The organism is Granulibacter bethesdensis, assembly GCF_001889525.1.
Classification (GTDB): domain Bacteria; phylum Pseudomonadota; class Alphaproteobacteria; order Acetobacterales; family Acetobacteraceae; genus Granulibacter; species Granulibacter bethesdensis_C.
On the sequence record NZ_CP018192.1, the window covers coordinates 1,230,359 to 1,250,368 of the forward strand.

General features: G+C 58.2%; 19 protein-coding genes. 16 read left to right on the forward strand and 3 right to left on the reverse strand.

What is annotated here, in order from left to right; translation table 11 throughout:
* Position 1 precedes the first annotated feature (1 nt).
* On the reverse strand, positions 2-1,945 hold the full coding sequence (locus tag GbCGDNIH6_RS05645) for a bifunctional 5-dehydro-2-deoxygluconokinase/5-dehydro-2-deoxyphosphogluconate aldolase (protein WP_072563152.1): 1,944 nt from the start codon (positions 1,943-1,945) through the stop codon (positions 2-4).
* A 159-nt stretch (positions 1,946-2,104) separates the two neighbouring features.
* Here GbCGDNIH6_RS05645 and iolG point away from each other — a divergent pair, with 159 nt between their 5' ends.
* Positions 2,105-3,091 carry an inositol 2-dehydrogenase gene (gene iolG / locus GbCGDNIH6_RS05650; RefSeq protein ID WP_072564389.1) on the forward strand — a complete coding sequence of 329 codons (987 nt, stop codon included), beginning with the start codon at positions 2,105-2,107 and terminating at the stop codon, positions 3,089-3,091.
* Positions 3,092-3,209: 118 nt separating this feature from the next.
* Complete coding sequence (locus GbCGDNIH6_RS05655; protein ID WP_072563153.1) at positions 3,210-4,070, forward strand: MurR/RpiR family transcriptional regulator; 861 nt, start codon at positions 3,210-3,212, stop codon at positions 4,068-4,070.
* 11 nt (positions 4,071-4,081) lie between these two features.
* Here GbCGDNIH6_RS05655 and GbCGDNIH6_RS05660 read toward each other — a convergent pair whose 3' ends face one another.
* On the reverse strand, positions 4,082-5,518 hold the full coding sequence (locus GbCGDNIH6_RS05660; protein WP_081369981.1) for a sugar porter family MFS transporter: 1,437 nt from the start codon (positions 5,516-5,518) through the stop codon (positions 4,082-4,084).
* 446 nt (positions 5,519-5,964) lie between these two features.
* On the opposite strand from GbCGDNIH6_RS05660, the gene GbCGDNIH6_RS05665 reads away from it, so the two are divergent.
* The 4 genes from GbCGDNIH6_RS05665 to ruvA all read left to right on the forward strand — a co-directional run bounded on the left by GbCGDNIH6_RS05665 (position 5,965) and on the right by ruvA (position 8,832).
* A complete protein-coding gene (locus tag GbCGDNIH6_RS05665; RefSeq protein WP_072563154.1) occupies positions 5,965-6,801 on the forward strand; it encodes a TIGR00282 family metallophosphoesterase in 837 nt (278 codons plus the stop codon).
* A gap of 108 nt (positions 6,802-6,909) precedes the next feature.
* On the forward strand, positions 6,910-7,659 hold the full coding sequence (locus GbCGDNIH6_RS05670; protein ID WP_072563155.1) for a YebC/PmpR family DNA-binding transcriptional regulator: 750 nt from the start codon (positions 6,910-6,912) through the stop codon (positions 7,657-7,659).
* Entirely contained in the window at positions 7,659-8,195 is a 537-nt protein-coding gene (ruvC, locus tag GbCGDNIH6_RS05675) for a crossover junction endodeoxyribonuclease RuvC (protein ID WP_011631805.1), read from the forward strand. Before GbCGDNIH6_RS05670 ends, ruvC begins: the two co-directional genes overlap by 1 nt.
* Positions 8,196-8,217: 22 nt before the next feature.
* Complete coding sequence (gene ruvA / locus GbCGDNIH6_RS05680; RefSeq protein WP_072563156.1) at positions 8,218-8,832, forward strand: Holliday junction branch migration protein RuvA; 615 nt, start codon at positions 8,218-8,220, stop codon at positions 8,830-8,832.
* A 6-nt stretch (positions 8,833-8,838) separates the two neighbouring features.
* Here the strand turns inward: ruvA and bluB are convergent, their stop codons facing one another.
* Positions 8,839-9,489, reverse strand: a complete 651-nt coding sequence (gene bluB, locus GbCGDNIH6_RS05685; protein WP_072563157.1) for a 5,6-dimethylbenzimidazole synthase — start codon at positions 9,487-9,489, stop codon at positions 8,839-8,841.
* A gap of 194 nt (positions 9,490-9,683) precedes the next feature.
* Here bluB and ruvB point away from each other — a divergent pair, with 194 nt between their 5' ends.
* The 10 genes from ruvB to ftsH all read left to right on the forward strand — a co-directional run bounded on the left by ruvB (position 9,684) and on the right by ftsH (position 20,008).
* Positions 9,684-10,763 (forward strand): Holliday junction branch migration DNA helicase RuvB, encoded by a 1,080-nt coding sequence (gene ruvB / locus GbCGDNIH6_RS05690; RefSeq protein WP_072563158.1) that lies wholly within the window; start codon positions 9,684-9,686, stop codon positions 10,761-10,763.
* A gap of 17 nt (positions 10,764-10,780) precedes the next feature.
* On the forward strand, positions 10,781-11,236 hold the full coding sequence (gene ybgC / locus GbCGDNIH6_RS05695) for a tol-pal system-associated acyl-CoA thioesterase (protein WP_081369982.1): 456 nt from the start codon (positions 10,781-10,783) through the stop codon (positions 11,234-11,236).
* Complete coding sequence (gene tolQ / locus GbCGDNIH6_RS05700; RefSeq protein ID WP_072563159.1) at positions 11,236-11,961, forward strand: protein TolQ; 726 nt, start codon at positions 11,236-11,238, stop codon at positions 11,959-11,961. The genes ybgC and tolQ overlap by 1 nt, the downstream gene beginning before the upstream one ends.
* Before the next feature lie 54 nt (positions 11,962-12,015).
* Entirely contained in the window at positions 12,016-12,507 is a 492-nt protein-coding gene (gene tolR, locus GbCGDNIH6_RS05705; RefSeq protein ID WP_072563160.1) for a protein TolR, read from the forward strand.
* An 80-nt stretch (positions 12,508-12,587) separates the two neighbouring features.
* Positions 12,588-13,562, forward strand: a complete 975-nt coding sequence (locus GbCGDNIH6_RS05710; RefSeq protein WP_072563161.1) for a hypothetical protein — start codon at positions 12,588-12,590, stop codon at positions 13,560-13,562.
* 104 nt (positions 13,563-13,666) lie between these two features.
* On the forward strand, positions 13,667-15,025 hold the full coding sequence (gene tolB / locus GbCGDNIH6_RS05715) for a Tol-Pal system beta propeller repeat protein TolB (protein WP_072563162.1): 1,359 nt from the start codon (positions 13,667-13,669) through the stop codon (positions 15,023-15,025).
* A gap of 165 nt (positions 15,026-15,190) precedes the next feature.
* A complete protein-coding gene (gene pal, locus GbCGDNIH6_RS05720) occupies positions 15,191-15,667 on the forward strand; it encodes a peptidoglycan-associated lipoprotein Pal (protein WP_025286567.1) in 477 nt (158 codons plus the stop codon).
* Positions 15,668-15,787: 120 nt separating this feature from the next.
* On the forward strand, positions 15,788-16,645 hold the full coding sequence (locus GbCGDNIH6_RS05725; protein WP_025286568.1) for a tol-pal system YbgF family protein: 858 nt from the start codon (positions 15,788-15,790) through the stop codon (positions 16,643-16,645).
* Positions 16,632-17,933, forward strand: a complete 1,302-nt coding sequence (gene tilS, locus GbCGDNIH6_RS05730; protein ID WP_025286569.1) for a tRNA lysidine(34) synthetase TilS — start codon at positions 16,632-16,634, stop codon at positions 17,931-17,933. Before GbCGDNIH6_RS05725 ends, tilS begins: the two co-directional genes overlap by 14 nt.
* A gap of 149 nt (positions 17,934-18,082) precedes the next feature.
* Positions 18,083-20,008 (forward strand): ATP-dependent zinc metalloprotease FtsH, encoded by a 1,926-nt coding sequence (gene ftsH, locus GbCGDNIH6_RS05735; protein WP_025286570.1) that lies wholly within the window; start codon positions 18,083-18,085, stop codon positions 20,006-20,008.
* Positions 20,009-20,010: the final 2 nt, after the last annotated feature.

Here is a 20,010-nt window from a genome sequence, read left to right on the forward strand (position 1 = left end):
CTCACGCCACCTCTGTTCTGCATGCACCGCGCGCAACGCGCCAGGCATCGACCAAGGTGCGGAAATTGGCGGTTAGTGCTGCAATTGCCTGCTCATCATCATAATCTCCGGCAAGCCATTTTGCCGCTACGCCGTGGAAGATTGTCCGGCCAACCGCAAAGCCCTTGACAATGTCAAACGGTGCGGCTGCGTAGAAACTCGCGATCAGTTCTTCCTCAGGGGCAGACAGTCCGAGAAGAACAACGCCCCGGCAGAAAGGATCACGGCGATTGATAGCAGCGCTGATATTTTCCCAGGCGACAGGATCCTCCGTTGGCTCAAGTTTCCACCAATCCGGGTAAATGCCAAGATCGTACACATGCTCGATCACGCGCGAGACGGTGGTACAGTCGATGATGCCATGCCTGGAGGCAATAATCTCCAGAAGTAATTCATGCCTGGTTGCGCGGCATGCATCGAATAGGCGTAGCAACTGCCGATCTTGTTGAGCGCGCAACTGTTTCGGATCGTCGGGATGATATAAGACCAGACATTTCACGACATGATGGAGCGGCCACTCGCGAAGTCTGACGCCTACATCAGGCGAACCCTCGAATACGAGTGGTCGGGAGCCTGGTTTTTCGATGGGACGTCCGATCCAATAAGGAAGGTCTGCTGCCTGCTCCAGAGCAGGCGCTCCAAACCGCCCATCCAGCAAGATGCCGAAGCGTCGGTCGTCACCTGCAACGCGTTCAACGGCATGGAGCGCAAGCGATTTGAAGGCAGGAACTCGATCCGCATCCGTTCCGAGCTCGGCAACAAGATCTTCAAACTGGCTGCGATGATCCATGGCCAGCGCGATCAACTCGGAATAATCCCGCGTTCTGTTGGTCGCCCAGTGAACATGTTCAAGATAGGCGCTATCGCGCAGGCGGTATGGCCAATCCTTGCCCTGGAGAAAGATCTGCAGTTCTTCCCAGCTTGGCATAGCCGGCGCGCAACCATGGCGCGAAACGACCAGTGCACCGCAGGCATTGCCATATTCGCAGCACGTAGCAACCGGCATATCCTGCAGCCAGCCTCTCAGAAAGCCAGCCATAAAGGCATCACCGGCACCGAGAACATTGAGCACTTCAATCGGAAAGCCGCGCCCGACGATTCCCCCATCAAGCGAGTCAGGAATTTGCCCTGCGAAGGCGACACATCCTTCTGATCCTCGCTTGCATACAAGCAGCGCATCGGAACCGGCGCGGATTGCACGGAGCGACGTCATTGTATCCGTCGACCCTCCGAGGATGTGGATTTCCTCCTCGGTACCCACGATGAGGTCGCACTTAGGCAGGATTTTTTGGAGTTCTCGTGTGACATCCGCAGCGGCAACGAAGCGGTTCTCTCCCATATCCTTCGAGGTAAGCCCCCAGAGAACAGGCCTATAATCGATATCAAAGATCACACGGCCGCCCGCTGCCTTGATGGTCTCGATCGCTTTCCAGCAGGCGGCAAAAACGCCTGGCTGCGAGAGATGGGTGCCGTTGACCAGCACTGCCCGGGCCGACCGCACGAATTCTACATCGATATCGTCAGTGACGAGGCCCATATCAGCACAATTTTCGCGATAGAAAATGAGCGGAAATGTCTCCCGATCGCGGATGCCTAGAATTGCAAGTGCCGTGAGCCGATCAGGATCGATCTGGACGCCGCGCGGATCGACACCTTCGCGATCAAGCGCCTCAATAATAAAACGGCCCATATGATCATTGCCGACGCGTGTCAGCAGTGCGGCGTTCAGGCCGAGGCGCGCCACCCCGATCGCAGTATTTGTAGGGCTTCCGCCGACATATTTGGCAAAGCTTCCCATATCCTCAAGCCTGCCGCCAATCTGATCGCCATAGAGGTCAACTCCCGCACGGCCGATCGTGATGACGTCAAGCTTTGGTTTGTCGCTGCCTGCGCTAGAATTAACCATTCTGCACCTCGCGATTTATGTTGAAACATATATTACATAGTGCGATAAAATGCAATATAAATTCTATCTTGTTTGCAGGATGGTGCCTTTATGGATTCCATAAGAGCGTCCACCCCTCAGGGTTTGGCTGCCCATGGATCTGTCTCGGGAAAATATGGAATGTTGAACGTCGTACAGTTTGGTGCCGGTCGGATTGGCCACATTCATGCAGCGAACATTGCCGCGGAAGGTCGCATGCGGCTGGCCCGGGTGGTGGACCCGATGACCGAGTCCGCCTCAAGCATGGCCGCGCTGTATGGTGCCCGGGTTTCGGATATGGGGGAGGCGCTCGCCGATCCCGAGATCGCAGGCGTGATCATTGCCAGCCCTACCGCCCTGCATCTTGACCATGCGATCGCGGCGGCACGCGCGGGCAAGGCAATCTTCTGCGAAAAGCCGCTTGATCTCGATCTTGACCGGGTGCGGGCGGCTGGTTGCGAATTGAGCGATGCAGTCGCAAGGCTTTTTCTTGCGTTCAACCGGCGCTTTGATCCTAATTTTTCTGAGCTGAAAAGAAGGCTTGTATCAGGCGCTGTAGGGAATCTGGAGACGATTCATATTATCAGTCATGATCCGGGCCCCCCGCCTCTGAGCTATGTCCGGAGTAGCGGAGGCATTTTCAAGGACATGTCAATACACGACCTCGATATGGCGCGCTGGCTGCTTGAGGAGGAGCCGATCGAAGTGTTTGCGAGCGCCGCCGCATTGTTCGACCCGGCGATCGAGGAGGCCGGTGACTTTGACACTGCGAAAATCATCCTGCGCACTACCTCTGGCAAGATGTGCTTCATCAGCAATAGTCGCCGATCCGGCTACGGCTATGATCAGAGAATTGAAGCATTCGGATCGCACGGGATGGTCTGCGCTCGAAACGTCGTTGAAACGACGGTTGAGCAGTGGGGAGAGCAAGGTGTTAGTGCAGACCGATTGCAGAACTTCTTCCTTGAGCGTTATGCGTCGGCCTACCGTGCGGAAATGAGCCACTTTGCAGACATCATGGAAGGCAAGGTTCGCCCTTTGATCGGTTATGCGGATGGTTTGCGGGCGCTTGAGCTTGCGGTTGCAGCTTATAAGTCGGCTACAACACGTTGTATCGTTCAGCTCTGATCCCTGCGTGGCACTATTTCGGTAGATATCAGGCGGAGATGCCTGCCGGCATTGAACGCATGTGGCCCACGCTCTAAACTGTCACGCAACAGGTGCCGTCATTGACGAAGAGAGGACGATGCAGATCGAGGACGCGGAGCAACTGAAAGCGGCGATTCTGGAACAGTTCGACGGTTTGAGCCCTCGGCTCCGGCAGATCGCTCAGTTCATCCTCGATGACCCCCACAGCATGGGTGTTGAAACCCTCGCCGTCATATCCGAGCGTATCGGCGTGCATGCATCCGCGATCGTGCGTTTTGCAAAGACATTTGGCTTTGACGGTGCAGTGCCAATGCAGCGCATTTTGAAGGACCGTCTACTCGAGAGTCAGCCAGAAAGTGTTTATCATCGTCGCGCACGCGAATTCGCGAATGCCTCAGGTGCATATGCAGACGAGCCTTATGATTTACTTGTTGAATTCGCGAATGCCTCAAGTCTTTCGCTCAACCATCTTCTAAGCGCGATCAATCGACAGACTTTTGAGACCGCGGTCGACCTCATCAACAGCGCGGATACCATCTATGTCTCCGGCTTCCGGCGCTCCTTTCCAGTGGCCGCTTATTTTTCCTATTCCCTTCAACAAGGTGGAAAGCGCACGGTGCTGGTCGATGGCGTGGGCGGTCTTTCCTTGATGCAGATCGGCCAAATCTGTTCAAAAGATCTGATCATTGGCATCAGTTTCACGCCTTATGCGCAGGAAACAATTGAGCTGCTCCAGCGTGCGGCCAAGGCAGGCGCGGCATCACTTGTCATTACCGACACGACGGTCAGCCCGGTTACGCGCTCTGCCACCTGTGCCATACAAATCCTCAATGTGGAGGCGCGGGGATTTCGGACCATGTCAGCATCAATGTGCGTCGCGCAAGCCTTGGCCGTTGCGCACGCCTTCAGGGACGAAGCAGGTCGCCCGCAATCTCGGAAATCAAAACGATCCCGCTGAGATCGATATTTTTATCTGGCGCTATGAAACAGCTCTTCAATATCTTCGAGGCTTCGACCCGCAGTCTCGGGTATATATAGTCTGGTGAACAGGATCGAGCAGATACCGCACCCGACAAAGATCAGAAATGTCATTGGCACCCCGATCGTCGCGATCAGAGGAGGAAATGCGAGAGCGACCAGGAAATTTGCGAGCCATAGTATCAGGACTGCAGCACCCATGCCCATTCCGCGGATGCGCAGCGGGAAGATTTCAGCAAGAAGAACCCAGGTAACGGGGGAAACAAAACCTTGCTGAAAGGCGAGGAACAACGACATACCAAACAGCATCAGGGCTGCCAGCAGATGAGATGGTGAGAACCAGAGTGAGCACAGACCAATCAGCAAAAGTGAAGTGGTTGTTCCGACAAGACCTAATGTGAGCATTCGTGGCCGTCCGAGCCGACCAAGCAGATAGATGCCGATAAAGGTTGCGAACACCGAGACGGCGCCGTTTAGAACGTTGGCGATCAGCGCTCCTTTCTCTCCAAAACCGGATTCTGACAGAATCTGGGTTCCGTAATACATGATAGCATTCACGCCCGTGACTTGCTGGATCACGCCAATTCCAAGCGCAATCAAAAAGATTTGCCGAATCCAGGGTTCGGCAAGATGAGCCCATCCGCGGGTTGTCTCCGCTTGCTCCATCCTTTGTACCCGATCAATCTCGTTCAGTTCGTCCTGAACAATGTCAGGGTTACGGATTTGCTCAAGAATTACGGCGGCGTCCTGGCTCCGTCCCTTGGAAACCAGCCAGCGTGGACTCTCGGGCATGACGAGCATGCCAACGCCGAGCGCAAACGCCGGTAGAGTCGCGACCGAAAGCATCCATCGCCAGATACTGGCCTGCTCACCCCAAATGTTTCCAATGAAAGCGTTGATTGCAAAGGCGAGAAGCTGGCCCGACACGATCATCAGCTCGTTGCAAGTGATAAGCCGCCCTCTACGGTATGCGGGAGCCAGTTCGGATAAATAGGTCGGTACAGCAACTGACGCTCCTCCAACCGCCAGACCCAGGACGGCACGGAAGCCAATAAGAGCATGAATAGTCGGGGCCATGCTGCAAGCCAGCGCACCTACAAAGAAGACAAGCGACAATAGGAGGATCGTCTTGCGCCGACCCATTGCATCGCACATCCGACCACTCACCGCAGCACCCAGCGCGGCTCCAAGCAGTAAAGCGCCTGTCACCATCCCTTCGGTGGCCGGAGTGAGCGCAAGATCGCGGCCTATATAAGTCAGCGCCCCATTAATGACGCCGGTATCGTATCCAAAGAGAAGGCCGCCCAAGGTTGAAACGACGGTAATCAGTGCAAGCGCACGTCGGCTTTGCCGTGTTTCCGTGATGCGGCCCAGATTTTCATTCGTGTCATGAGAAAAAGATGTGACGTGTATCGGTGGCGAACTCATCCCTACCTCCTTCCGAAGAATGGCGATCTCCTTGCGAAGTCGGATGGCGGGAATTTTTCCAAACCGGCTGTACCCTCACATTTGCGTTAGAGTGATCTTTATCAAGTTTTTATGGTATTTTTTAAAATTCTCAGTGCCTGTTTGATAACCACTGCAAGCGTTGTTTGAAGGGTTGTGGGGGCGAGAGGTATCCTCCCCCATTGTGCCCTTCTTTATTTTATCCTCTGCATTATCATCAGCACATGGCAGGAGAGGGAAAACCATCAGTGGCATTTGCTGTGTGGCATGTCATAGAGCAGCCGGAGAACGCTCCGGGAATATTAGAAAATTACTTAGATGCGCACCAACAAAGCCAAACCAAAAAATTGTCTCTAGCAAATCAATCATTTATCCAGCATCATGCCGGTTCAGTCCGGTATTCTAGACCTGACTGAAGGACGTCATCCGTGCGAATTGTATTTCTAGGCGATGTGGTGGGGCGTTCAGGGCGGGAAGCGGTGCTGCGTGCCCTGCCTGATCTCCGCACCCGGTTGCAGACCGATTTGATCGTGGTGAATGGCGAAAATGCTTCCCACGGTTTTGGTCTGGCGCCGGACATGGCTCGTGATTTTCTCAATGCCGGTGCAGACGCGATCACGCTCGGCAATCATGCATGGGACAGAAAGGAGCTGATTCCCTTCCTCAGTCAGGAAAAACGGGTTGTGCGCCCTCTGAATTTTCCTCCCGGCACGCCGGGGCAAGGTGCCGTAGTGGTGGAGTTGTCAGGGGGACGGCGGGCGCTGATCATCAATGTGATGGGCCGGCTGTTCATGGACCCTCTGGATTGTCCATTTCGGCTGACGGCGCAGGAGTTGTCACGCTACAAGCTGGGGGGTGTCGCGGGGGGCGGCAGTATTCAGGCGGTCGTGATCGACGTGCATGGAGAAGCGACCAGCGAGAAAATGGCGTTCGGCCATAGTTTTGACGGGCAGGCGACGTTAATCGTCGGCACGCATACTCACGTTCCCACGGCCGACCACCAGATTCTTCCGGGCGGCACGGCCTACCAGACCGATGCAGGCATGTGCGGTGATTATGACAGTGTGATCGGCATGGGAAAGGAAGCTGCGGCTACCCGGTTCTGGCGCAAGACACCCGGTGAGCGTCTGGCGCCGTCCGAAGGAGAGGCGACGGTGTGCGGTGTTTTCGTGGAGAGTGATGATTCGACCGGTCATGCGGTCAGGGTAGAACCCATCCGGATTGGGGGACGTCTTTCACAGATGATACCGACCCTCTCTGTATAGGCCTTTTATAACAGCAGGAACGGGTGGCGGTTTACCGGGCAGGATAATCTGCTGTAGACCCGGCCCACGGCTTTTATGACACAGTGACAGAAATGCAGGATCGCGGCGATGGCCGGCCATAGTCAGTTCAAAAATATCATGCATCGCAAGGGCGCGCAGGATGCGCGCCGGGCGCGGGAGTTTGCCAAGGTCATCCGGGAAATCACGGTTTCAGCCCGTTCGGGCCTGCCTGATCCGGCCTCCAATCCGCGCCTTCGTGCCGCGATCAGCTGGGCGCGGGAGGTTAACATGCCCAAGGATACGGTTGACCGCGCCATCAAGAAGGCGACCGGGGCCGGGCAGGGCGATGACTACGCGGAAGTGCGCTATGAAGGCTACGGCCCTGCCGGCGTGGCAGTGATTGTCGAGGCCCTGACCGATAACCGCAACCGCACTGCGGCAGATGTCCGTTCGGCATTCAGCAAATATGGTGGTGCGCTGGGGGAAACGAACTCTGTCTCCTTTATGTTCAGCCGCGTTGGCGTCATCCGTTTCCCTGCCTCGGCAGGCAGCGCTGATGACATGCTGGAGGCCGCGATTGAGGCGGGGGCCGATAATGTGGAGAGCACGGGGGAAACGCATGAGATCACCACCTCCGTGGAGGATTTCTTTGCCGTGCGCGATGCGCTGGAAAGCTGCTTTGGGGCGCCGGAAGCTGCAAAGCTGGACTGGCGTCCCGGCACCACGGTGACGCTGGATCAGGACAAGGCCTCCAGCGTGCTGAAGCTGCTGGACGTGCTGGAAGACAATGATGATGTTCAGGCAGTCTATGCCAATTTCGACATTCCGGATGAGGTGATGCAGGCTTTGTCGGCCTGATGCTGTCAGCTTCTCCTCCTGCTCAGGCAACGGTCCGGATGCTCGGCATTGATCCGGGCCTGCGCTTTACCGGCTGGGGGGTGATCGAGGCGACCGGAAACCGTTTGCGCCATATCGCCGATGGCGTGATTGCAACGGACAGCACCGAGAGTGTTCCAGCCCGGCTGCGTGTTCTGCATGATACCTTGACCAGCCTGCTGGTTACGTATCATCCGGATGAGGCGGCGGTCGAGGAAACCTATGTCAACCGCAACGGCACGGCGACGCTGAAGCTGGGCTATGCGCGGGGTGTGGCGCTGTTGGCTCCGGCCCTGAGAAATGTGCCCGTTGCGGAATATGGTGCCAAGGCTGTGAAACTTGCCGTGGTCGGGACAGGGGGTGCCACCAAGGATCAGGTGCAGATGATGGTGCAGCGCCTGCTGCCCGGCGCCACGCTGAAACGGGCCGATGCGGCGGATGCGCTGGCGGTGGCAATCTGCCATGCTCATCACCGGGCCAGCCGTTCCGCATGGGCGCGCGGTGCTGTGATGGCGTGATGACGGGAAGGAAGCAGGACTTATGATCGGTCGCCTCACCGGGCTGGTGGACGGGCTAGAGGAGGACCGCTGCCTGATCGACGTCAATGGCGTGGGTTATGTGGTTCATGCATCCTCCCGCACGCTGGCGGCGCTGCCCCGTGCGCCGGAGGTGGCTCGGGTGCTGATCGAAACGCAGGTGCGGGAAGATGCGATCACCCTGTTCGGCTTTGTCGACACGGCAGAGCGGGACTGGTTCCGCCTGCTGACCACCGTGCAGGGGGTCGGGGCCAAAGTGGGGCTGAGCATCCTGTCAGCCTTGTCTGCAGGTGATCTGATTTCGGCGCTGATGGCTGGTAATCAGCGTGCCTTGACCCGCGCCAATGGCGTGGGACCAAGACTGGCGGCACGGATTGTCTCGGAATTGAAAGACAAGGTGGGTGCTATGCCCTCCGGCCCGATGACGATCGGCGGCATGGGGGCGGTCAGTGCTCCCGCAGGCGGTGTGGAGCAGGATACGTTATCGGCGCTGCTCAATCTCGGCTACCGCAGGCCGGAAGCACTGGCGGCAATCCGCCGGGTGCGGGATGCGTTGGGCGAGGAGGCAGGGCTTGATGCCATCCTTCGCCAGTGCCTGCGGGAGCTTGCACCTGGTTGAAGGGAATCAGCGATGCAGCAGCCCTGCATCGCGCCTTGCATGATCCCAGCCGACCTCTTCCAGTTCCGGTGTTTCACTCTCCTTCACCGGATAGCCGACACACAGATAACCAATCAGCTGCCAATGGGCAGGGACATCCAGCAGGGCATTGATCGGCTCGGGGTCGAGAATGGACACCCAGCCGACGCCCACCCCTTCCGCCCTTGCCGCCAGCCAGAAGGTGTGAATGGCCATCACGGTGGAGTAGGCGAGGGTTTCCGGCATGGTCTTTCGCCCCAAACCATGCCCCTGTTCGGGATCAGGCTCGCAGAATACTGCGAGATGAACCGGCGCATCGTCCAGTCCAGCCAGCTTAAGCCGTGCGTAAAGCCGTGCGCGCGATTCCTTGCCATCGCTGTGCAGGGCTGACAGGGCATCGGCATTGCTGATTTCGAAATTGGCACGGATTGCGGCCCGGCGGGCTGCATCATCGACCAGTACAAAGCGCCATGGTTCGCTCAACCCGACGGAAGGGGCAAGACATGCCTCGGCCAGCAGGCGAGGCAGAGTATCCGCTGGCAAGGGCTCGCGGCGGAAATGGCGCACATCGCGACGCCAGCGCAAAAGACGATGCAATTCCTGCCTGAAGGCGGAATCGAAAGAGACCTGATCGGTCATCTATATGCCAACCTCCCTGAAAAGAGGATTTACCCCCTGTTCGTTCTTGTTTTTGCGCCGTATCCCTTTCCAGATTGCGGCAGAAGGATTCGTCCAGCACACTGTAGCGGCCATGGATCATCCATAAAACCGCATAACACTGATAATTTTTTATTTTAACCACTTCGCTGATCAGCCGGGAAACGGTCTGCCTTATGCCTGAACACGATCCTTATCAGGAGAACCGGACCGTCAGCAGTGTCCGGTTGGAGGATGATTCGGCGGAAGCCTCCCTGCGGCCGCAGACCCTGTCCGAATTTATCGGTCAGCGGGCCAGCCGGGAAAATCTCTCCATTTTCATTCAGGCCGCAAAAGCGCGTGGAGAAGCGATGGACCATGTCCTGCTGCATGGGCCGCCGGGACTGGGCAAGACCACGCTGGCGCAGATTGTCTCGCGGGAGCTGGGTGTTGGGTTTCGCGCTACCTCCGGGCCCGTGATCCAGCGGGCAGGGGATCTTGCGGCGATTCTGACCAATCTTCAGCCGAGAGACGTTCTGTTCATTGATGAAATTCATCGCCTTCAGCCCGCGATCGAGGAAGTGCTCTATCCGGCCATGGAGGATTTTCAGCTCGATCTGATCATCGGTGAGGGACCGGCGGCGCGCTCGGTGCGGATTGATCTGGCGCCTTTTACGCTGGTGGCGGCGACGACGCGGGCCGGGCTGCTGGCAACACCGTTGCGTGATCGGTTCGGCATCCCGCTGCGCCTGATTTTCTATACGGCCTCCGAGCTGGAACTGATCGTGTCGCGAGGCGCAGAGAAGCTTGGTTTTGATCTAAGCCGGGAAGGAGCGGCGGAAATTGCCCGTCGCTCCCGCGGGACACCGCGTATTGCGGGACGATTGCTACGCCGGGTGCGGGATTTCGCGATGGTTCAGGGTGTTTCCCCTGTTGATCGCTCCACCGCCGATGCGGCCCTTCAGCGGCTGGAGGTGGATTCGCTGGGACTGGACGCGATGGATCGGCGCTATCTGCACCGGATCGCGGAGCATCATGCGGGTGGACCGGTGGGAGTCGAGACATTGGCGGCGGCTCTGGCCGAGGCGCGCGATACGCTGGAAGATGTCATCGAACCTTATCTGATCCAGGAAGGGCTGATTCTGCGCACCAGCCGTGGGCGCATGCTGGGTGAAGCGGGCTGGCGGCATCTTGGGTTGGTGCCTCCCCCATCGGCAGCAGGCGGCCAGCCGGATATGCTGACCCTGTTGCATCGCGATGGCAGCCCAGATGAATAAGCCGTAGGAAAATATCCATGATCATGGAAGGCCGCCATCACTATCCTGTCCGCATCTATTATGAGGACACGGATGCCGGTGGCATCGTCTATCACGCCAATTATCTCCGCTTTGCGGAACGGGCGCGGACCGAAATGCTGCGGGATTGCGGCGTGCCCCATGCGGAATTGACGGACGATCACGGCCTGATGTTTGTGGTGCGCCGTGTGAGGATCGATTATCGCAGACCTGCGCTTCTCGACGATCTTCTGACGGTGGTAACGCGCGTCGAATCGATGGGTGCGGCGTCGGCCGAGCTGGAGCAAAGGGTGGAAGGGCCAGAAGGTGAACTGCGGGCTTTGCTGCGTATCGGGTTGGCCTGCGTAAAAATTGATGACCAGAAACCGGCTCGCGTGCCGGATCGCTGGAAAGAGGCATTGGATGAATTGTCGAGATCGGGTACCAGCCCGGTTCCGACCTTGGGAGAGCGATAGTGGACCGCGCTGTGGAAGCGACCAATCTGGCAGGTAACGCCGCCGCTGGCGGCGACCTGTCCCTGCTCGGCTTGTTCCTGCAAGCTGATGCCATTGTGAAGATCGTGATGCTGCTGCTTTTGTTTGCCAGCATCTGGGTCTGGGCCGTGGCAATCGACAAATATGTCAGCCTGCGTCGGGCCAATCGGGCCGCCGATGCGTTCGAGGATCGTTTCTGGTCTGGTGGCAGCCTGGACGAGCTTTATGAAACCGAAGGCGCCAAGCCGACCCATCCGATTGCCGCCGTGTTTGGTGCCGCCATGGGTGAATGGCGACGGACGGCACGGGTTGCCGGGACCGATCTCAGCCGCTCCGGTGTGCGGGAGCGCACCGATCGTGCCATGGGTGTGACCATCGGGCGGGAAATGGACCGGCTGGAACGCTGGATGGTGTTTCTGGCTTCCGTCGGCTCTACAGCGCCATTTATCGGTCTGTTCGGGACGGTGTGGGGCATCATGAACTCCTTCTCCTCTATCGCCGCCATGCACAATACCAATCTTTCCGTGGTGGCGCCGGGCATTGCCGAAGCGCTGTTTGCAACCGCAATGGGGCTGGTTGCCGCTATTCCTGCTGTGCTGATCTACAACAAGCTGAGCACCGACATGGCGCGTTTCGCAGCGAGGCTGGAAGCGTTTGCGGCGGAATTCGGCGCGATCCTCTCCCGTCAATCCGAAGAGCGCCCGTGACCTGAGCAGGGCTTTGCTCAGCACTACGTCGAACGTCAGCAAGGAAGCTTTATCATGGCGATGTCAGTAGGCGGCGGTAACGGACGCGGAAAAGGGCGTTACCGCCCCATGGCCGAAATCAACGTGACGCCGCTGGTTGACGTCATGCTGGTCCTGCTGATCGTGTTCATGGTGACAGCACCGATGCTGACTTCCGGCGTCAATGTCGATCTGCCCAAGACCAATGCCGCACCGGTCAATCAGGACAACACTCCGCTGACCGTGTCGATCAAGCCGGATGGCAGCGTCTATTTCCAGAACGATCAGGTGCAGCTTCCCGAACTGGTCGCCAAGCTGCAGGCCGTGGCGCAGGACAACAAGGATCGCCGCATTTTCGTGCGTGGCGACAAGGATGTGAATTACGGAACGGTGATGCAGGTGATGGGCACCATCACGCAGGGTGGTTTCACCAAGGTGGCGCTGCTGGCTGAACAGCCTGGCCCGGCAGTGGCTGGTTCAGACGCAAAAACTGCACCTGCTGCCTCTGCCAAAACCGGCAAGCGCTGATTCTCTGAAGGTGATGGCAAACACACGATGAGGGTGTTCCTGCGGGATATGGCCATGGCCGGAGCGGTGGGGAGGGTGCCATGCGGCGCATGAACCGCTCGCTGAGCCGTGGGGCTGCGATTTCCTTCGCCGTCCACGTGCTGGTGCTGGCCATTATCCTGATCGGGATTCCGATTACGCCGCCCCCATCGCCGCCGGAAGACAAATCGGTTGAAGTGGAGTTCGAAGGACCGGCGCAAACGGCCCGGAAAGCGGAGCAGTCCGGTCAGGTCGCTGCGCCGGCTGACCGGGAGGATAACGACGAAAAGGAAACGGCAACGCAGCCGCCAAAGCCGCAGCCTACGGAACCTCCACCCCCGCCACCTCCACCCCCGCCGCCTCCGCCGACCTCGGCGCCTGCTCCGCCTTCGCCGGTACAGCCGGAGCCGCAGCCTCCGCGTGAGGAAAGCCCGGAGCCGTCGCCTGTCGCACCGCCTCCGCCGCCAGCGCCGCCGCGGCCGGTGCAGCAAGCCCAGCCTGCACCGCCATCGCCGATTCCACCTCCTCCGAAGCCTGTGGAGTCGCCGCCGAGCAAGACGCATCAGCCGAACGAGACCAAAAATCCGGCTGCTGACAGCCCGGCCAATGAAAATACGCTGGAGAAGGCGCTGGCCAAGCTTCAGAAACAGACCAAACCGCCTACTGCTCGTCCCAATCCTGCATCAGGGGCACGGCGAAATGGTGGAGGGTCACCGACCTCCGATGACACTGCCTCGCTCAGTGCCGTGCAGCGTGGTGCGGTGGGTGATCGGGTGCGCGAATGCTGGACCATCGATGCAGGGGCCGAGAATGTGAAGGATTTCTCGGTTATCCTGGATGTCGATACGCGTCCGGGTGGTATTGCCTATCGCGCCACGATTGATCCGGCAGAAGCGGGTAAAATGAGTAATCCGGTGTTCCGTGCCTTTGCTGAACGGGCCAGACGGGCAGTACTGGACAGCCGTTGTGCAACGTTACCTTTGCCGCCGGAACTGTCCGGAAAACCGTCATCCTTCAAATTCCGTTTCAGACCATGAACCTGCCGGGCTTGGAACGTGACAGACTTGGAACGTGACATGCTTGATGCTCTGCCACACAAATGCCCGCAGAACAGGGCAAGATCCTTCCAGGAGGAATCGCAATGACGCATGAAAACCGTATCCCGGACCGGATAGCCGAGCAGCTGATGGGGCTGCGGCGGCGTGATATGCTGGGCTTTTCCGCTGCGGCGCTTGCCGCACCGCTGGGTTTTGCAGGGCCTGCTATGGCCCAGCAGGCAGCGGGCCAGTCTGCCGTCATCGATGTGGATCGCGCCCGGACTGCTCCGATCCCGATCGCCATTCCGTCTTTTGGCGGCGGTTCCCAGCTTGCGCAGGATATGGCCAGTGTCATCGCTGCCGATCTGGAACGCAGCGGACTGTTCCGCATCGTGGCACCAGGTGCCTATCCTCAGCAAAGCGGGGATGTGCCTAATTTCCAGAGCTGGGGAGCCATCGGCGCGCAGGCGCTGGTGACAGGTAATGTTTCCGGCAGTGGCGGCAGCGTACACGTTGAATTCCGTCTGTGGGACGTACTTCCGCAGCAGCAGATTCAAGGCACAGCTTACACCACGACTTCCGGTAACTGGCGCAGGATCAGCCATATCATCGCTGATGTGATTTATGAGCGGATGCTGGGCGAAAAAGGGTATTTCGATACCCGAATCGTCTATGTTTCCAATACCGGACCACGCACAAACCGGACCAAGCGGCTGGCGGTCATGGATCAGGACAGTGCCAATAACCGCTATCTGACCGATGGCAGCTGGATGGTTCTGACTCCGCGTTTTCATCCCACGCGGGATGAGATCGTGTTCATGAGTTATGCCAATAACCGCCCGCGCGTTTACACGTTCAACCTTGCCACTGGCGGCCAGCGGATGCTGGGCGAGTGGCCGGGCATGACCTTTGCGCCGCGTTTCTCGCCGGATGGTTCCAGTGTCGTGATGTCGATGACACGGGGGGGCGGATCGGATATTTATGTTGTGGGCCTTGGTGGCGGTGGTCATCGCCAGCTCACCAATTCCGGCTCGATTGATACCAGCCCGTGTTTCAGCCCGGATGGCAGCCAAATCGTGTTCAACTCCGATCGTGGGGGCGATCAGCAACTTTATGTCATGGGGGCGGACGGATCCGGCGTGCGGCGCATCAGCTTTGGCAGCGGGCGTTATGCGACACCGGTCTGGTCTCCGCGCGGTGATCTGATCGCGTTTACACGGCTTGGCTCTTCGGCCTGGAACATCGGTGTCATGAAACCCGATGGCTCAGGTGAACGTATTCTTGCGCAGGGATACGATGTCGAAGGGCCTACTTTCTGCCCCAATGGCCGTGTGCTGATGTTCTGGTCTGCTTCCGGCGGTCGGCAGAAGCTCGTTTCTGTCGATATTACTGGCTTTAATGAGCGTCCTGTTCCAACACCGACTGATGCCAGCGATCCTGCCTGGTCGCCTTTGGCTGGATAAGATTAAAATCTGGAGAGAAGTCGTTTAGGTACTGGTGAGGATATTGACCGATTGCGTAATGATTCGATAATCCGCCTGGCAAGACGTGGCGGGATCAATCCCGTTCGCTAAAAAACCGGGAACGCACGTAAACAGCCTGTCAATTTGTGTAGGGATACAAAAGCAATGAACTACAAGCTTTTCGGCGCGATGGCCGTTGTCGCCCTTCTGGCGGCGTGCTCCGGTAGCGATCAGTCTGCCAATCAGGGGGGGGCCGGTGCTTCCACCACTGCGACCGGTGTTGTTCCTGGCAGCCAGGAAGATTTGGTCCAGAACGTTGGTGACCGCGTATTCTATGCGTTCAATCAGTCTTCCCTGAGCACCGATGCCCAGGGGACTCTGGATCGCCAGTCTGCCTGGCTGCAGAAATACCCGCAGGTGAGCGTGCAGGTTGCCGGTAACTGCGATGATCGCGGCACTGAAGAATACAACCTTGCCCTTGGTCAGCGTCGTGCCAATGCCGCCCGTGACTTCCTGGTGGCTAAAGGGGTTGCCTCTTCCCGCATCACCACCATAAGCTACGGCAAGGATCGTCCGACTGCTGTTGGCGATGACGAGCAGGCATGGGCGCAGAACCGTAACGCCATCACCTCGGTTCGCTGATAACAGAATAGTGTCGTTGGGAAGGCACCAGGGCTCTTCTCCCTCTTGCCTTCTGGCGGCAGACAGGATCAGGTCAGGAAGCATTGCTTCCTGACCTTTTTTGTTTCCCGGAGGAATACCATGAAGCGCATGGCTAGGCCGTTGCTGGCTGCGATCCTCGTGGCGGGGCCAGCTTTTCTGGCCGCCCCTGATATTGCGTCTGCACAGATAGAGAGCCGCGAAGGCATTGCCCTGCAAAACCAGATTCTGGAGCTTCGACAGCAATTGCAGGAGCTGGGCAGTCAGGGCCGGGGCAATATTGTTACGACTGCTCCTGTTCAGTCGCAGGGCAATGTGAACGGCGATTTGCTGGCTCAACTTCTCCAGCGGGTGCAGACTCTGGAAGAACAGGTTCGCACGGTGCAGGGTCGTATCGACGATCTCGATAACCGTATGAAAACGCAGTCCGATAATCTGGCCAAGGAGATGGACGATCTGAAATATCAGCTGGGGGGGGCGAATGGTAACAATGCCCCTTTAGCCGCACCCCGCGCTAGCGGGGCGCAGAGTGCTGAAGGCAGGACGGCAACCACTCCGCCGCCACAGACGACGGTTCCGGCACCGACGCCCCAGCTTTCGCTGCAGGCAGGATATTCCGCCCTGGCACGTCGTGACTATGCGGCTGCTGAAGCAGCCGCGCAGCAGATTCTGAGTAATCCCCGGCATCCTCATGCGTATGATGCTCAGTATTTGTTGGCTCAGGCTTTGGCCGGACGACGGGATTGGCAACAGGCTGCCCTGACCTATGATACGGTCTATAAGCGCAACAAGACCGGATCTCATGCGGCGGAATCCCTGCTTGGGCTGGCCAATGCTCTGGGGGCTATCAATGAGAAACCAGCCGCTTGCGCGACGATTGTCAAACTTCAGAGAGAGTTTCCCTCTGCTGCAGCCGGTACCAATGTGAAGGCGGCCAGGCTCCGCTATGGCTGCTCCTGAAGAGCAGCAATCTGCCCTGGAGAGGGGAAGTCGTGATCATGATCGGGTCACGACTTTCTTCGCGGAGGCAATGGCCCGGATTGTGCCGCCTGTATCGCAGCGGGTCGCTGTGGCGGTGTCCGGTGGATCTGACAGTCTGGCTCTCGCTCTGTTGGTAGCCAGGTGGCAGAGGTCCCACGGTGGTTCGGTTCTGGCGCTGGTGGTTGATCATGGACTCCGCCCGGAATCGGCTTTTGAAGCACAGCTCACTCTGGAGCGACTGAAAACGCAAAAAATTGAAGCCCGTTTACTCCGGCTGACCGCTCTTCGAAGGGGCAGCGCGATCGCAAGCCGAGCCAGAGCTGCCCGTTATGATGCGTTGATGGCCGCCTGCCGAAACGAAGGCATCCTTGATCTTTTGCTGGGCCATCACCGGCAGGATCAGGCGGAAACGATATGGATCAGACAACAGGCCGGCAGTGCCATAATGGGCCTGGCAGGAATGGCCCAGATCCGGGAAGCATCGGATATCCGGCTGTTGCGTCCTCTACTGGCTTTCGACAAAACGACTCTGAGGAATGTTGTACGCGATCATGGCCTGGACTGGGTAGAAGATCCGTCCAATGACTCTCCTGCCGCAGGGCGCACACAGGCTCGGGAAGTGGTGGAGCGGGATGGCTTGCAGCAGGAGCAGTTGCTGGAAATGGCCCATCGCGCAGCCATGGCCAGACGTGTGCAGGAACAGTCGATTGCGCAGGAACTCGCCTCAACTGTGTCTTTCCTGCCAGAGGGATATGCGCTGGTCAGTGGAAACACTCTGTCATTTCCCTCCCTTGCAGCTGTTCTGGGGGCAGTGAGCGGAGAAAATTACCGCCCCCGTCATGCCCGGCTGATGCCTTTTCAGAATGGCTTACGACCCATGACGTTGGAAGGTATCCGAGTGATGCCTGCGGGCCGCCTGCCGGGAGACTGGCTGATCGTCCGGGAGCATGCCGCGCAACAGGCCCCCATTTTTGCAAAAGACAGAGGGCTTTGGGATCAGCGTTTTCGTATCCACGATCCGTCGAGAGAAGCAGAAGCAAAAGGCTTATCCCTCGGTGCGCTTGGCAAGGACGCAAAGCTGTTCCGCTCACGCGATGGACTGCCCTCGGTCATTTTGCAGACACTGCCCAGCTGGCGTCAGGGAGAGAAACTGATAGCGGTGCCGCATCTTGGTATCGTGAGAAGCGATCCGGGCGCGACAATTTGTCTCAGCCCGGCGCAGCCAGCCACTGGGGCCCTGTTTCAGCCTGGTGTGATGGGCTGGTAGGTCCGTCATTGCACCAGTTATTGGTGGGCAAGGGGGTGCGCTGGGCAAAAAGAGTGCTTATGTTGACACAGCTGACGAAATCCCTGAGCGGATGCAGGCAGCAGATGATTTCATTTTAGGGCCTGCTTTCGCCCCGGGACGCACTGATGATGGGTAATTTCGGCCGTAACCTGGCCTTATGGGTGGTCATCGCTCTGCTTCTGGTTGTGCTGTTCAATCAGTTCCAGCCGGGTGGCGGGAAGCCGCCGGAAGCGCAGATCGCCTACTCGGACTTCATTGGCGAGGTTAATGGCGGCCGGGTACGGAGCGTCACGATCCAGGGACATAATGTGTCCGGTTCGATGACGGACGGCAAAGCATTCCAGACCTACACCCCTGATGACCAGAGTCTGGTGCAGCATCTGACCGATAAAGGCATAAGGGTCGTGGCGAAGCCAGAGGACGGGGATGTTTCGCCGTTCCTCCATTATCTGCTGTCATGGTTTCCGTTCCTGCTGCTGATTGGCGTATGGGTCTTCTTCATGCGCCAGATGCAGTCCGGTGGCGGACGAGCCATGGGTTTCGGTAAATCCAGAGCCCGTATGCTGACTGAAAAGCAGGGTCGGGTGACGTTCGAGGACGTTGCTGGCATCGATGAAGCCAAAGGCGAATTGCAGGAAATCGTCGAATTCCTGAAAGACCCGCAGAAGTTTCAGCGTCTGGGCGGCAAGATCCCCAAGGGTGTTCTGCTGGTTGGTCCACCCGGTACTGGCAAGACGTTGCTGGCGCGCGCGATTGCGGGTGAGGCAAACGTTCCCTTCTTTACGATTTCCGGGTCCGACTTCGTGGAAATGTTTGTCGGCGTCGGCGCCAGCCGTGTGCGTGACATGTTCGAACAGGGTAAGAAAAACGCACCCTGCATTATTTTCATCGACGAGATCGATGCGGTCGGACGTCATCGTGGTGCCGGTCTCGGCGGCGGTAATGATGAGCGGGAGCAGACCCTTAACCAGATGCTGGTGGAGATGGACGGCTTCGAGTCCAATGAAGGCGTCATTCTGATCGCGGCGACTAACCGCCCTGATGTGCTGGATCCGGCGCTTCTGCGTCCGGGTCGCTTTGATCGTCAGGTGGTCGTGCCTAATCCGGACGTGGCCGGGCGGGAGAAAATCCTTCGCGTGCATATGCGCAAGGTTCCTCTGGCAAGCGATGTCGATCCCAAGGTGATCGCACGCGGCACCCCCGGTTTCTCTGGTGCTGATCTCGCCAATCTGGTGAACGAGGCTGCGTTGCTGGCGGCGCGTCTGTCCCGCCGCACTGTCTCCATGGCCGAATTCGAGGATGCCAAAGACAAGGTCATGATGGGAGCTGAACGTCGCTCCATGGTCATGTCCGATGCCGAGAAGCGCATGACGGCCTATCATGAGGCAGGCCATGCACTGTGCGGTATCTATGAGCCGGACAGTGATCCCCTGCACAAGGTCACCATTATTCCTCGTGGTCGGGCGCTTGGTCTGACCATGAACCTGCCGGAAGGCGACCGTCTGAGCTACTCCAAATCCTATTTGCTGGCGAAACTTGTGCTGACGATGGGTGGCCGTGTCGCGGAGGAACTGATTTTCGGCCCCAATCAGGTGTCCAACGGTGCTTCCGGTGACATCAAGCAGGCTACGGACATCTCCCGCCGCATGATCACGGAATGGGGCATGAGCGATAAGCTCGGGATGATTGCTTATGGTGATAACAGCCAGGAGGTCTTTTTAGGCCATTCGGTGACCCAGTCCAAGAATATCTCCGAGCATACGGCCCGTGAAATCGAGGCCGAGGTTAAACAGATGATCGACCGCGCCTATGCGCGCGCAAGGGAAATCCTGACCCAGCATATCGATGAACTTCATCTACTGGCGCAAGGTTTGCTGGAATATGAGACCCTGTCCGGTGAAGAAAGCCGCATGGTGATGCGCGGCGAGAAGGTCGAAAAGAAAGTTGTGGATGAACCGATGCCGGAAACACGCCGGTCTTCTGTTCCCACGACAAGCCGTCCGGCGACTCCACCACCCGGTGAAGGGTTTGGGGCAGCCCCTCAGCCGGGTTGACC

Coding starts and splice junctions, on each gene's coding strand:
- ruvC (WP_011631805.1), top strand. CDS start 7,659: ATGCTGTCAGCTTCTCCTCCTGCTCAGGCAACGGTCCGGATGCTCGGC.
- tolR (WP_072563160.1), top strand. CDS start 12,016: ATGGCGATGTCAGTAGGCGGCGGTAACGGACGCGGAAAAGGGCGTTAC.
- tolB (WP_072563162.1), top strand. CDS start 13,667: ATGACGCATGAAAACCGTATCCCGGACCGGATAGCCGAGCAGCTGATG.
- GbCGDNIH6_RS05645 (WP_072563152.1), bottom strand. CDS start 1,945: ATGGTTAATTCTAGCGCAGGCAGCGACAAACCAAAGCTTGACGTCATC.
- GbCGDNIH6_RS05670 (WP_072563155.1), top strand. CDS start 6,910: ATGGCCGGCCATAGTCAGTTCAAAAATATCATGCATCGCAAGGGCGCG.
- pal (WP_025286567.1), top strand. CDS start 15,191: ATGAACTACAAGCTTTTCGGCGCGATGGCCGTTGTCGCCCTTCTGGCG.
- iolG (WP_072564389.1), top strand. CDS start 2,105: ATGTTGAACGTCGTACAGTTTGGTGCCGGTCGGATTGGCCACATTCAT.
- GbCGDNIH6_RS05660 (WP_081369981.1), bottom strand. CDS start 5,518: ATGAGTTCGCCACCGATACACGTCACATCTTTTTCTCATGACACGAAT.
- GbCGDNIH6_RS05725 (WP_025286568.1), top strand. CDS start 15,788: ATGAAGCGCATGGCTAGGCCGTTGCTGGCTGCGATCCTCGTGGCGGGG.
- bluB (WP_072563157.1), bottom strand. CDS start 9,489: ATGACCGATCAGGTCTCTTTCGATTCCGCCTTCAGGCAGGAATTGCAT.
- tilS (WP_025286569.1), top strand. CDS start 16,632: ATGGCTGCTCCTGAAGAGCAGCAATCTGCCCTGGAGAGGGGAAGTCGT.
- ftsH (WP_025286570.1), top strand. CDS start 18,083: ATGGGTAATTTCGGCCGTAACCTGGCCTTATGGGTGGTCATCGCTCTG.
- ybgC (WP_081369982.1), top strand. CDS start 10,781: ATGATCATGGAAGGCCGCCATCACTATCCTGTCCGCATCTATTATGAG.
- GbCGDNIH6_RS05655 (WP_072563153.1), top strand. CDS start 3,210: ATGCAGATCGAGGACGCGGAGCAACTGAAAGCGGCGATTCTGGAACAG.
- ruvB (WP_072563158.1), top strand. CDS start 9,684: ATGCCTGAACACGATCCTTATCAGGAGAACCGGACCGTCAGCAGTGTC.
- GbCGDNIH6_RS05710 (WP_072563161.1), top strand. CDS start 12,588: ATGCGGCGCATGAACCGCTCGCTGAGCCGTGGGGCTGCGATTTCCTTC.
- ruvA (WP_072563156.1), top strand. CDS start 8,218: ATGATCGGTCGCCTCACCGGGCTGGTGGACGGGCTAGAGGAGGACCGC.